This is a genomic window from Paenibacillus sp. NAIST15-1 (genome assembly GCF_001894745.1).
Lineage (GTDB): Bacteria > Bacillota > Bacilli > Paenibacillales > Paenibacillaceae > Paenibacillus_B > Paenibacillus_B suaedae.
Genome location: NZ_BBYF01000001.1, coordinates 492831 through 505529, shown reverse-complemented (window position 1 = coordinate 505529; position 12699 = coordinate 492831). Strand labels below are relative to the sequence as shown.

Annotated in this window: 12 protein-coding genes; 9 read left to right on the top strand and 3 right to left on the bottom strand. The window is 43.9% G+C overall.

The features are described from left to right. The first annotated feature begins 19 nt into the window (after positions 1 to 19). The 9 genes from PBN151_RS02235 (at position 20) to PBN151_RS02195 (ending at position 9073) form a co-directional block, all read left to right on the top strand. A complete protein-coding gene (locus tag PBN151_RS02235; RefSeq protein ID WP_072727461.1) occupies positions 20 to 1207 on the top strand; it encodes a pentapeptide repeat-containing protein in 1188 nt (395 codons plus the stop codon). After that, positions 1204 to 1725, top strand: a complete 522-nt coding sequence (locus PBN151_RS02230; RefSeq protein WP_072727460.1) for a hypothetical protein — start codon at positions 1204 to 1206, stop codon at positions 1723 to 1725. Before PBN151_RS02235 ends, PBN151_RS02230 begins: the two co-directional genes overlap by 4 nt. A 75-nt stretch (positions 1726 to 1800) precedes the next feature. After that, positions 1801 to 2229, top strand: a complete 429-nt coding sequence (locus PBN151_RS02225) for a DUF4280 domain-containing protein (protein WP_227774304.1) — start codon at positions 1801 to 1803, stop codon at positions 2227 to 2229. A 75-nt stretch (positions 2230 to 2304) separates the two neighbouring features. Continuing rightward, positions 2305 to 5379 carry a contractile injection system protein, VgrG/Pvc8 family gene (locus PBN151_RS02220; RefSeq protein ID WP_072727458.1) on the top strand — a complete coding sequence of 1025 codons (3075 nt, stop codon included), beginning with the start codon at positions 2305 to 2307 and terminating at the stop codon, positions 5377 to 5379. A 16-nt stretch (positions 5380 to 5395) separates the two neighbouring features. Further along, positions 5396 to 5635 (top strand): hypothetical protein, encoded by a 240-nt coding sequence (locus tag PBN151_RS02215; RefSeq protein WP_072727457.1) that lies wholly within the window; start codon positions 5396 to 5398, stop codon positions 5633 to 5635. Between the two features lie 107 nt (positions 5636 to 5742). Beyond that, positions 5743 to 6723, top strand: a complete 981-nt coding sequence (locus PBN151_RS02210) for a hypothetical protein (protein WP_175560584.1) — start codon at positions 5743 to 5745, stop codon at positions 6721 to 6723. A gap of 11 nt (positions 6724 to 6734) precedes the next feature. Further along, positions 6735 to 7334: a hypothetical protein gene (locus tag PBN151_RS02205; protein ID WP_072727455.1), complete on the top strand. Its 600-nt coding sequence runs from the start codon at positions 6735 to 6737 to the stop codon at positions 7332 to 7334. Between the two features lie 291 nt (positions 7335 to 7625). Then, complete coding sequence (locus PBN151_RS31710; RefSeq protein WP_227774303.1) at positions 7626 to 8654, top strand: restriction endonuclease fold toxin; 1029 nt, start codon at positions 7626 to 7628, stop codon at positions 8652 to 8654. 14 nt (positions 8655 to 8668) lie between these two features. Continuing rightward, positions 8669 to 9073, top strand: a complete 405-nt coding sequence (locus tag PBN151_RS02195) for an Imm7 family immunity protein (protein WP_072727453.1) — start codon at positions 8669 to 8671, stop codon at positions 9071 to 9073. Positions 9074 to 9385: 312 nt separating this feature from the next. On the opposite strand, the gene PBN151_RS02190 is transcribed toward PBN151_RS02195, so the two are convergent. From PBN151_RS02190 to PBN151_RS02180, 3 genes are all read right to left on the bottom strand, one after another. Then, positions 9386 to 10063: an ABC transporter ATP-binding protein gene (locus PBN151_RS02190; protein WP_072727452.1), complete on the bottom strand. Its 678-nt coding sequence runs from the start codon at positions 10061 to 10063 to the stop codon at positions 9386 to 9388. A 12-nt stretch (positions 10064 to 10075) separates the two neighbouring features. Then, positions 10076 to 11500 carry an ABC transporter permease gene (locus tag PBN151_RS02185; RefSeq protein ID WP_072727451.1) on the bottom strand — a complete coding sequence of 475 codons (1425 nt, stop codon included), beginning with the start codon at positions 11498 to 11500 and terminating at the stop codon, positions 10076 to 10078. A 217-nt stretch (positions 11501 to 11717) separates the two neighbouring features. Continuing rightward, a complete protein-coding gene (locus tag PBN151_RS02180) occupies positions 11718 to 12692 on the bottom strand; it encodes a hypothetical protein (RefSeq protein WP_072727450.1) in 975 nt (324 codons plus the stop codon). Positions 12693 to 12699: the final 7 nt, after the last annotated feature.

Sequence of the window (12699 nt, the reverse complement as noted above, 5' to 3'; positions counted from 1 at the left end):
TGCGGAAGAGGAGGTTGTCATGAACAGCGAAGCAGCGTTAGCCCATTTCATTCAGGAAGCAGTACCTCGCGAGAGGAGCGAGATGCTCGCTGCAATCGGACAAGAATGGGATGAAGCCAAGCAAGAATGGGTGCAAGAATTTGTCGATGGCTTCCGGCAATGGTGCAAGGTCATTCGTGAACAGCAGCTCTCCGGGAAAAAAGGAAGCCTTGGATTCATCACCTACTCTATGCTGAGAACGGACATTGCGCAGGGACGAGCTCGCTATCTCGTACAAGCGTCCGACAGCTCGTGGCTGTTCGACGCCGAACCGGTTGAAGGCTACTATGGCGGCTTGTGGGCTTATCGCTACTTGGATTTGCTGGCAGACAGATTGAAGCTGGCCAGCCGCGAATATAAGGGGGCCGTTCATTCCGCACATCTGGAGCGCATTCGTCTGCGCGAGGCCGTTCACATACACCGCGTCGTGGTCAGCCTGATTCGGCTGGCGATGCAGGAAGCTTCCCAATCGCCGGAGTTCCAAGCTGTGGAGAAGGCAGAAGTATTCGAGGTTCGGGTAGGAGAATATTTGGATCAAAGCGAGGGCGTGTTCCGGCTGGACTTGAGCAAGCGCGCTGCAGAGGAAGTGCGGTCATGGCTGCGAGAGGGAAATGAAGAGGATTACGCATATGAAGCTTTTCACGCTATGGATTTGTCGGAGGGAGATTGGGCGGGGATTGATCTTCGGTACAGCGCATTTCGAGACTGCTGCTTGTCGAACAGCCGTTTTCTTGATGGCGTTCTGATCGGTACGCTGTGGCAGGAATGCCGGTTGGATGGCGCCAACTTTGCCTATAGTCTTATTAGCGGTGCGAACTATAGCGGGTGCTCCATGCCGTTGGCGGTGTTCCGGGGCGTCCAGGGCAAGCGGGGCGTGCTGCCATTCGACGGATTTTCACCCATATTTGAAGGGGTTCAATTCGCTAAGGCCAACTTGACGGGTGCTGATTTTACCCGAGCCAACCTCCCTGGCGCAGTGTTCACTGGAGCCACGCTGAAGAATGCCGTCTTCCGCGGAGCAAATCTCAAGGGGGCGCGCTTCGATAAGGCGGATTTGACGGGAGCTGATTTTCAAGACGCGGATGTAACGGAGGTCAACTGGAATGATGCACATTGGGATGATGAGGATCACCGCCTGCTATCGCGGGAAATGGGAGGACGGCCATGAATCGGTTATTCAGACTTGTTGCGGATGAACGGATTGCGAATCGGGCAGAGCCGAATATGATGACGCCCGGAATCGTGAGCCGACTAGAGGAAGAAGCCGGCGTGGAAGAGCAGCCGCTTGTCTTCCCGATACGGGAACGGAATGCCGTCGAATATGTCGATTATTTGGATCGGTCCATGCCCTTGTTATCGGATTGCGTTAAGCGGTTGATAGAGCTGTACATGCCTGAATTGCGTTGGCGTCCTGTTATTTTGACTGATATGAAAAGGGAACGGCAGGAAGTCTATTGGATGACGTCGCTGCCTCGCCTATGCTGCCTCTCGCCTGATAGCGAATTCCACAAGGATGGGGGCTTGAAGCGGCTTGTGTTGGAAGGAAAGCACAACTATCGGCCACTGTTCCAGGTGGATGGAATTCGCGAGAGAGTATGGATCGCCAATCTGGCGCTTGCCGAGAGTCTGCTTCGGCGGGATGTATATGGGGTTCATTTTGCTGAGGTTGAAATGGATCAAGAGTGAGAGTTCGTTTAAGCGGTGTAGGAAACGACTCTGCTTGAGCATGATCTCAGAATGAAAGAAAGGGGATTAGAGCGATTGGGGAAGCAACAGAAGGATATCCGCGTTCAACCGGGAAAAGGGCGCAAAGGTAGCTATGTTGTCGCCGGTGCTATTCTTAGCTGCAGCTTCGGCACTCAGCCGACCCGGCTCACAATGCCGGAATGCCACGGTACATACGTGAAGGGCAAGGCTCAGATGAACGTTGGGGATTTCGTGCCGGGCGTGAACATCTCTTCTTTTGGCAATTGTTCTTGTTCGATGAATCCGGCCGTACAGAGCAGTAATTTGGTTGATATTTATGGGGTGAAGAAAGCTCCCTGCATTCCGGTTATGACCATTCCTTGGTTGAACGGCAAACATGATGTTCATGTGGCGGGACAACCAGCTTTGCTTAGTGGTTGTACGCACCAATGCCTTTATGGCGGTGTCATTCGCATTGAGGACGACGGACAGGAACTGGATTGATGGGGAATACGCGCATAGACGATAGAACAATACATTCCCGTTTCCAGTAATCAAATCATGCAAGGAGGGGAGAAGTTGGAGAAGAGTATGCTAAGCGCAGAAAATGCGGCAGGCTACGGTCATATCCGTGTGGTGTGGGCGCATGATATACAGCGAATCCATGAGCTGCGAATCGAGAAGCGAGTGAATGAGCATGCCCGGCTGCATATGCGCGCCCTGCTGGCGGAGGAGCGTGGCGATCGGGATATTGAGGCGTATGATTATGGCAAGTCCGTAAAGGTAGAACAGCTAGGAGATGACGGTTCCGTAGTCCGAACGTTGTTTTGTGGTCAGGTGATGACTCGTACCATACAGGCGGAGCGCAGTGTATATGTCTTGACTTTAGAAGCGATTTCCTGGAGCTATGAGCTGGATGTACGACCTAAGAGCCGTTCATTCCAGCCGGAGCATACGACTTATGAGGATGTCCTGGAACGAGTACTGAAGGACTATGCGCGTTCGGATTCAATCGATACAGCAAGCGAAGGTAGCACGTTGGGATCTTTTACCTTACAATATGAGGAGACGGACTGGTCGTTTTTGAAGCGGATGGCCTCACGGCTTGGCACGGTGTTAGTGCCGGAAATTACCGCAGAATCTCCGAAGCTGTTCTTCGGCTTACCGTCCGGAAAGCATTGGAGGCTGGATGAACAAGAGCCGTATCGGGTTCGAAAGAGCTTTCGTTCTTTGCTGGGGCATGAAGAGCAGAAGTTGCTATTCGGGAATGGGTTCGGTTCGTCGTCCTCAACCGTGTATTCGCTAGAGAGCGGAAGATGCTTCGTTCTGGGTGATCGCGTTAGCCTGCCAAGCGGCCTAAAGACGGTTGTAACCGAAATCGTAAGCGAGATGAAGAGCGGGCTTCTATTGCACACCTATCAACTTTGTGCCGAGGAAGATGTTATCTGTCAGCGTACAGAGAATTGGCAGGCGACAGGCGCTGTGCTCAGCGGGATTGTTATCGGGGTGCAGCGGGATCGGGTAAGGCTGCGGTTGGATATGGATGGCAAGGATGCTGTTTCGGAAGGCTGTTGGTTCCCGTATGTAACAAGCTACGCAGCTGAGGGAAACAGCGGCTTGTATTGGATGCCGGAGCCGGGAGATCGAGCGCAGTTATATTTGCCTTCGGCACATGAGGCAGAAGCCGTAGTACGGGGCTCACTGCGTCAGCATGCTGACGTTGATAAACCCGATGAGAAAGTATGGAGCAGCAAGCGTGGCAAGCGGATCAGCATGGGAAGTACTGAATTGAAGCTGGAAGCGGGCGGCGGCTTGAATATCCGCTTGAATGAAGGCAACGGCGTACATATTCATAGCACGAATAGTCTTGCAATAAGCGGCCGGGACATTATGGTCAAGGCAGGCCAGCAAGTAAGCATGAAAGCAGGGCATTCGCTCTATTTGCGCGGAGGCGAGAGCAGTCTTATTTTGGACGGCGATTCGGATATTCGCTCAGATCTTCTGCATCAGGAAGGCACTGCGAGGTCGCCGGTGCATGTGACCCCGCTTACACCAGTGCCGGAGCCACCGCTGATGACGGTGGAAGTCTATGAGGCCGGGCAAGCTGCGAAGATGGCGGCAGCCGAATCGCAAGGCGTTACTGGGGCTCAAATCGGGTTGCTGGCAGGTGCGGCGCTCAGTCTGCTGGGCATGATTCCGGTAGCGGGAGTGGTTGGCTCGCTAGTAGGCTCGACACTAAGTGTTCTCGGCATGATGTCCTCTTCCAGCGGCTTCCGGATCGGGTTGCCGTCAGGCGGAGGCGGGGGGACGGCAACAGGCCTGCTCAGTGAGGAAGAAATGGTTCAGCTGGAAATGCAAAGGGAGTTTGCGATACTGCTTGGCAAAGTATTCACCGATGCGAGAGGCTGGAGAAACCCGGAGACCAAAGAATCATTAGTACGATTCTTGCTGACTCTCAACAAAGGGATGGAGATGGCGGCGAGCAAGATCCCGCAAGATGTCCGAGTAGCAAATCGTAATTTATCGAAGGCGCTGGATTTCTACAGTTCCATCGATAGATGGGATTTGCCTAATCGTTTTCGAGTTCAAGATATTGATCCTGTCTTATTCGACCATCAAATAATTGATATAAAACAATATAATGCATGGGAAGATCAGCATTTAACACCACAGCAGAAAAATGATATCGCGAAGCTCATATATGAAAGATTCAAGGATGACACAGATATAGCGACTCAGAACTACTTCTTTGTCGTGGAGCGTACCAGTGAAGGGGTTGATGCACTAGCTGGTGCTATTGGCGCTAGAGCTGCCCGCAGTCGTAATCCACAACTGCCAATCAAGCCGCAAGGAATATCGAAAGGAAGCAATATTAAGGGAATTAAGGTAAACTGGGGTCAAGCGACGACGTTTATCAATGATAGACTTGAAGCTTTACAAAGGTCTGTTGGGCAATTGCCTAAGAATAAGCTGGCGTACGATGGACCAGATGTGAACTATAAATCGTCTACGCAGAAGCCTCTTGAGCCGACGAAGAATCAGATCGAGGTTCGGAAATATTATCAGGGGAGCAACCCGGAGAATACAGCAACAGAATCTACATCGGGAAAAAATAAGAACTCAAGCGGCAATGGGACGGGGAAAGATGCTTCAGCAAGCCTTTCCCAAAGACAAAAGGAAATAATAAAGTCTTTTAATCATCTAAGTGAGTTTGAAAAAAATACATTAATGCAAAGAGCACGTGAAGGAGTTATTAGTCCTGAGAAATGGAAAGGAAATATCTCGGGTGTAAAAGAATTTAAGAACGCTGACGAATTTAAGATTGCCGATAAATGGCTGCAAGGGGGTAAAAATGTAGAAAAGTTAGCAGATGTTAAAGGGACAGATGGAAACTTAATTCCAGGTGCTGACTTCAATGTGAATGGATTGATTGTAGAGGCCAAGACAGCTAATAGCAAAAATATAAATACCACATCTAAAAAGGCTGTGGAGGCAATAAATAGACAAGGAGAAAATGTTGTTATAGATGGTAGGAAGATTGGATACACAACTGAAGATGCAAAACAGATTATAGAAATAATTAATAGAAAGACAGGGGGAAAAGGAAATGTAGAGATTTGGTTAAATGACGGATCTGATATTAAAAATAAATAAAAGGGGATAAGCTAAAATGGCATCTTTTCAATGTAAGTGTGGATATGTACTTTCAAATAGCCAATCACCAGATGATGTAACTATTTGGGCTTACACGGATCGTGAATGGGATGAAATCACAACTGATATTAAAGATATTATAGATTTACCTAACCCAAGAAACAGTGTATGGCGTTGTCCAAATTGTGAAACTATTTATGTTTTTGATGAACAAAACAAATTGAAAAAGAGATATATACTAGACCCGGAATTGTAATGGATAATTTCTTTAATTTAGAGCCCTAATAACAAGATCGTCCAATATAACAAATCACAAAACATCTTGACAAAATACTTAAAAAACTGTCAAAATCCTATTCCAGCTTGAAGAAGAGATGGAATAGGATTTTTTTGTGTAAATTTATAAAACAATATAATGCATGGGAAGATCAGCATTTAACACCAGAGCAGAAAAATGAAATCGCGAAGCTCATATATGAAAGATTCAAGGATGACACAGATTTAGCGACTCAGAACTATTTCTATGTCGTGGAGCATACCAGTGAAGGGGTTGACGCACTAGCTGGTGCTATTGGCGCTAGAGCTGTCCGCAGTCGTAATTCACAACCGCCAATCAAGCCGCAAGGAATATCGAAAGGAAGCAATATTAAGGGAATTAAGGTAAACTGGGGTCAAGCGACGACGTTTATCAATGATAGACTTGAAGCTTTACAAAGGTCTGTTGGACAATTGCCTAAGAATAAGCTGGCGTATGATGGGCCAAATGTGAACTATAAATCGTCTACGCAGAAACCTCTTGAGCCGACGAAGAATCAGATCGAAGTGCGGAAATATTATTCTGGAACCGAACCGGAGAATTCAGCGTCGGGATCTGCGTCGGGCAAAAATAAGAATTCAAGCGGTGAGGGGACGAGTAAAAGCTCAAACCAATATTTGCAAAAACCCGCTGATGAAAATGGAACACTAAATATTGGGGCACGAGGCAAACCTACAGAAGGTGCATACAATATTGATATAGACCCTAAGGCTTCTGGTGTGCATTACGGAGATGCAACAAAATTAACTAATATTAAGACAGGGAGCCAGAGTAAAATCATTATAGAGAACCCATATGGCTATGATCCATTGAATACTGAAGTAACAAGGGTTTTATCAAGAAATGGGGAAATTATTATTACTGGGTCGCGCTCTAATATGAATAAACTGGTGCGAACATTAGACGATAAAGGGTTGAAAATAAAGGGCGAAAGACGGGAAATACCCAATGATGGTAGTTATTTAACTACAGATGGTGAAAATATTAAATCGCCAATGTTAGATCAGTATACCTTTATAAAAAAGTGAGGTTATAGTGAATGGTTCTTACTCTAGACATAAGTAATGAAGAATTTGATGCAATTGTGGATGGTGATGGAGAATTTACACCGACAATTTTTTTGAATTTTCCGAGTGATATCAGAGGAATATATGAATTTGAGCTTATTAATACTGTTATTAATATTTATGATTTTAAAGATCAAATACAAAATCAGGGCCTTAATATAGAAGATGATTCACTTTTTGTGTTTGGGAAAATGAGGGTTGAAATTGAAGGGGTGAAGGGTGCAGATTTCAAAATAATTGAAGGTAATCTCCTCGAGGGTCGTGAGCAGTATCATAGTTGGCCATATACAATTGATAAAGGTGATATTGTATGTAAATGCGGTGGGAAGCTGTCTTTTCTTGATAATTGTTACATATCCTTAATGATTGTAACTGAATGTAAGCCTAAAATAACATTAAAATTTGATATAGCAGAGACTGTTCCATTTGATTTCATGAATAGCAGCAGCATAGAACAAGCTAAGTTAAAAAAAGTAGATTATGAACAAATGAAATTTCAGGGGAAATTGTTTGACTTCGGTTTTTTTCAAGAGTATTTTGGATCTGGGAGAAGCGCTATTAAGAGTGAGTAGTTCAACTGCTTAATAAAATAACTGTTAAATATTAGGTTTGCAAATTTGTTGTGAAATTTTACATTACAACCAACAAACCACCATTATAGACAAACATACTTAATAATCTTAGAAGGCTTATTCCAACTCGAACAAAGAAGAGAAGGAATAGGCTTTTTTTATAAAAATATTATTGATTCCGCACAGATACTGCTTGGCAAAGTATTCACCGATGAGAGGGGCTGGAGAAACCCAGAGACCAAAGAAATATTAGTCCAATTCTTGCTGACTGCTCTCAACAAAGGGATGGAGATGGCGGCGAGCAAGATCCCGCAAGATGTCCGAGTAGCAAATCGTAATTTATCGAAGGCGCTGGATTTCTACAGTTCCATCGATAGATGGGAGCCTAATCGTTTTCGAGTTCAAGATATTGATCCTGTCTTATTTGACCATCAAATAATTGATATAAAACAATATAATGCATGGGAAGATCAGCATTTAACACCAGAGCAGAAAAATGATATCGCAAAGCTCATATATGAAAGATTCAAGGATGACACAGATATAGCGACTCAGAACTACTTCTTTGTCGTGGAGCATACGAGTGAAGGGGTTGACGCATTAGCTGGTGCTATTGGCGCTAGAGCTGTCCGCAGTCGTAATCCACAACCGCCAATCAAGCCGCAAGGAATATCGAAAGGAAGCAATATTAAGGGAATTAAGGTAAACTGGGGTCAAGCAACGACGTTTATCAATGAAAGATTTGAAGCCTTACAAAAGTCTGTTGGGCAATTGCCTAAGAATAAGCTGGCGTATGATGGGCCAAATGTAAACTATAAATCGTCTACGCAGAAGCCTCTTGAGCCGACGAAGAATCAGATCGAGGTTCGGAAATACTATCCTGGGACCGAGCCGGAGAATTCAGCGTCGGGATCTGCATCGGGAAAAAATAAGAATTCAGCCGATGAGGGGACACCAAAAGCTAATGGGCAATATTCAGGAGAACTAGTAAAGGTTCCTAAAGAAGATGAAGCAGCCGATATGTTGGCTAAAAAACTAGATGGTGAGTCCAGAGTTAAATTCAAGAATGATCCTAATGGACGCGAATTTGATACAATTAGCGATCAGTATGTTGCGCAAACCAAGCCACCATTGAAAAGTTTAGATAAGCAATTCAGAAAACAGGCAAAAGCCACAATAGAAGCTGCTAACGAGACAGGCAGGAAAGCGTATTTTCATTTTGAAGGAGAACCCGATAATAGAGTACTGCGGCAACTCAATGAGTATGCTGCAAGATACGGAGTGGAAATAATTATTGATACAAAGCCCTTAAAACCATGAGAGGATGAATAGGCATGTACGAATATCACGGATGGGCAACCATCAGAGAGAGTTCCTCATTTGAGGATGATGATGAAAAGTACTTGTTAATAATTCAAGAAATTCAGAAGTATTTCGATGAGTTAGAGTGGCCTTCTGGTGTTTTAGATATAAGAGGGGTAAATGGTGATTTTCAAGTTTGGATAGCTGGTCTTAATAATCACAAACCTGTGATAAAACATAGTCCAATTGACGTATTAAGAAAGTTGGGAGTGTTGGCTCCAGGCTCTTATGGAGTTTTGTATATAAGAGATAGTGATGATGCAGAATTTTTCAATGAGTTCAAGGTCTACACATTAATTCGAGGAGAAGTAATGGAGCATAGCGATCCCTTCCTATCCCCATTCATACCTAGAATTGAAGATGATTACGAGGATTAATAATAGATAGTGTTGTCTTAACAATTAAGATTGTATAATATAAACTAAACATTTAAAAACTGACAACCATTTGATAAACTTTCAAAAGCTTATTCCAACTCGAACAAAGAAGAGAAGGAATAGGCTTTTTCTATGAAAATAATAATGTTGGGCTATGTAAAATTGTTTGTGTAAAAATGAACTCCCCATATAGGAAGTTCATCTTTACGTTTTGACAAACCCTAATCAATAAGAAACATTCGTTTTCACTAGTCGAAATTAAATTACTCTTTTCCACATCTTTCTCATTCCTTTCGTTTTCAAAATGTATCACTACATATGTTTGATTATTAAATCTTTTTGTTCAAGAAATACCGCTGTATCTGATTGTCTAGCCACGTCTGGAGAGTGGGTGACGACTATGATGCATTTATTTTCTTTATGGGCAAGCTCTTTGAATAACTCGATAATGTCAAAGGCAGTTGCTTGATCTAGATTTCCGGTAGGCTCATCGGCAATCAATAAATCCACGTTGCAAGATAGGGCACGGGCAATCGCCACGCGCTGCTGTTGTCCACCGCTAAGCTGCAATACCTTTCTTTTGGCTTCTATTTCTGTTAACCCTACCTTTTTTAATAATTCAAGCGCTCTTTCCTTTTTGTCTTCCACATCGATTCCCGTTATCTCCATGGCTGTTACTACATTTTGAAGCGCTGTCATATACGTAATAAGGTTGTAGGATTGAAAGATAATCGAGACATGTTTGTTTCGATAGGAATCAAGCCCTATCTTCCGTATATCTGTTCCTTTGAATAAGACAGACCCGCTCCTAGGAATATCTAATCCGCTTGCTAAACTAAGAGTCGTTGTTTTTCCTGATCCCGATGGTCCTAAAATCGTATAAAAGTGACCGGCTTGAAACGAAAAATTGACGTTATCTAAAATCGTGTATTTTTTATTATTGCTTTTATAATGGTAGTTTAGATTTTGGAACTGCAATATAGCGTCCATATAGATCCCCCTCTATTCATGTTTTAATAAAATATCTTTTGGGTTCAATTGAAGAATCGATAATGCTGGGAGAATGGTTGATAAGATTGCGATGACTAGACCCAACACACCTAACTTCAACATATCTTCGGAGGTTACTCGCACATCAATATCATGAATTGGCTCCACATCCTGACCTTGGTCAGGAATCATTCCAAACGAGAATCCGGGATTATTTTCTGCCTGCTGATCCCCTTCATAAGAAGCAACTTCATTCTGCAATAGACTATCCCCCATTTTTTGAGACACGGTCCCGCCTGTAAAGACAGAGAGGCTGAATGCTAGGGCAGCGATACACAATACTTCTACTAATAGTTGTCCGATTAATTTCCCTTTTTTCTCGCCAATCGCGAGCAGAATCCCCAATTCCTTCCTTCGCTCCTTTATGGCCAACGTAATAATAAGACCTAAGATAATGGCTCCTGCAAAAGAGACCAGGTATATGATCCATTTCGAAGTGGATGCTACGTTTTCAATCGGGCCCACCATTTTGCGATATAATGCATCATGGGCATCGAGCTTAAATAGATCGAAGTCAATGCCTGTTTTCTTGCCTTCTGCTTTGAAATCCCCAATATGGTTCGGATCATTCAAGTAATATATGGCTTGATCAATGGGGCTCCCTTTCGTTTCCTTATTTTCTGAAAATTCTTTTAACGATCCGTACGAGACATATACTTTGTTCGACGGATGAAACAGCGGCGGTGCCGATTCCATGTTACTGTCTATCGTGGACATTTCGTAAATTCCGATAATCTCTAAATCTATTGTCGATGTTTCATCTTGTGCTTGAATCTTTAACTGATCGCCAACTTGCAGATTGTTTTGTTCAGCTAATTGTTTTTCGACGAGGGCTACTTTCTGATCCTTGTCCTCCGGTGTTATGGAACGGCCATCGATAATTTTATTCGTTTCGTCCGCAAATTCTTTTAGCAAATCAGAAATTCGAACGCCTTGAATGAGCGTGTTTGGCATTTTAATGTTCCCTTGGCTTCCGCCTACGGAACCGCCTACCGCGTTATCTCCTTGATCGGCATTAATGGGGGTATAGCCATCGGCTACGCCTTGACTGTCTTTTACATAGTTGAACTCTTTTACATATGGAGATTCGGCTAACTTATCTGCTTCCTCTGTAGAGATTTCCGGACGATGTATTCTTTCATTTGGATTCTCAAGTCTCTGTTTTTGTACGTACTTTTGAAACTTTTCTCCATCTAATCCTAGTGTCACATCCACTCCTAACTTTTTCCTGGCTAGATCATTCGCTGTCTTTGTGACATTCTGTATGGCGAATCCCGCTAATACTAAATTAGTAAGCACTAAAAAAACGGCGAATAAGATCAAGGACTTACCCTTTCTTGCTTGTACACTTAAACATGCACGTTTGATAAAATTCATAAATGGTAACCTCCTTTTTCATATTTTTAATGTAAAGGACTCATCTGGAGTCTAGATGGAGCCAGCAAGGATTTTATCTAGAGATCGTGGAGGTCTTATCTGGAAAAGAGTTTAATGTTAACATACAAAACCCGTGAGGCTGCCGAATAGCAATCTCACGGGTCGTGTTTATCTTTTGGACATCTCTACGTAGCTTGAGAACCAGGATTTTTTTTGATTATTTTTCTACATGGATATCAAGGGTTTGGACACCAAGAACTTCATCGAGTTGTTTTTTCATTTGCTCCTTCGTGATTGTACCTGCTTTTGATTGATCAAAGAGGGCTTTTACCTTTTGTTGGGTAGCATCATCGAAGTGAATTGCTTTTGTTTCTTTCTTCATGTTGTGAGCCGGGCTGAAATCCATATTTAATTCGATGCCAAGTTCTTGCAGCTGTGATCTAGCCTGCTCTTTGCTAAGCTCTCCTGTTCTCACTTGCTCAAGAATAGCTTTTGCCTTTTCCTTGGCAGCATCGTCAAGGTTACCGAATTTTGACTCATCCATCTTTACCATAACGCCATGAGCTGCTTTACTGAAATTCACATCCATGTCAATGCCAAGCTCTTGCAGCTGAGCTTTCACCTGTTCTTTTGTAAGGGAGCCGGCTTGGGCTTGCTCAAGAATAGCTTTTGCCTTTTCCTTGGCAGCATCGTCAAGGTTACCGAATTTTGACTCATCCATCTTTACCGTAACGCGATGAGTTGTTTTGCTGAAATCCACATCCAAGTCGATGCCGAGCTCTTGCAGCTGAGATTTAGCTTGCTCTTTCGTGAGTGTACCAGCTTGAGCTTGGTCAAGAATGGCTTTTGCTTTTTCGTTGGTAGCTTCATCGAAGCTAACGGAAGTCACTTTGCCCTTGAACTTGATGCCGTCATGAGCCGCGTTGAAATCAAAATCCACATCGACACCAAGTTCTTTCAGCTGAGATTTGGCTTGTTCTTTCGTAAGCGTTCCTTTCTGCATTTGATCGAAAATAGCTTTCACCTTGCTTTGAGTTGCTTCATCGAGATTACTTGCTGCCGTTACCGTAACAGCCGTTGTCAGTTGTCCATTCCCGATAGATTGTGCAGGAACCTCGGCAGCGAATGCGGATCCCAAAGAGGTGAGTGTGAGTACAGCTCCTAAAGCAGTTGTAGCGAGTGTCTTTTTCATAATTGTC

Excerpts from the sequence above, each read along its gene's own strand:
- PBN151_RS02180 (WP_072727450.1), bottom strand. The coding sequence starts at position 12,692 with ATGAAAAAGACACTCGCTACAACTGCTTTAGGAGCTGTACTCACACTC.
- PBN151_RS31710 (WP_227774303.1), top strand. The coding sequence starts at position 7,626 with ATGGCGGCGAGCAAGATCCCGCAAGATGTCCGAGTAGCAAATCGTAAT.
- PBN151_RS02235 (WP_072727461.1), top strand. The coding sequence starts at position 20 with ATGAACAGCGAAGCAGCGTTAGCCCATTTCATTCAGGAAGCAGTACCT.
- PBN151_RS02215 (WP_072727457.1), top strand. The coding sequence starts at position 5,396 with ATGGCATCTTTTCAATGTAAGTGTGGATATGTACTTTCAAATAGCCAA.
- PBN151_RS02230 (WP_072727460.1), top strand. The coding sequence starts at position 1,204 with ATGAATCGGTTATTCAGACTTGTTGCGGATGAACGGATTGCGAATCGG.
- PBN151_RS02185 (WP_072727451.1), bottom strand. The coding sequence starts at position 11,500 with ATGAATTTTATCAAACGTGCATGTTTAAGTGTACAAGCAAGAAAGGGT.
- PBN151_RS02195 (WP_072727453.1), top strand. The coding sequence starts at position 8,669 with ATGTACGAATATCACGGATGGGCAACCATCAGAGAGAGTTCCTCATTT.
- PBN151_RS02190 (WP_072727452.1), bottom strand. The coding sequence starts at position 10,063 with ATGGACGCTATATTGCAGTTCCAAAATCTAAACTACCATTATAAAAGC.
- PBN151_RS02205 (WP_072727455.1), top strand. The coding sequence starts at position 6,735 with ATGGTTCTTACTCTAGACATAAGTAATGAAGAATTTGATGCAATTGTG.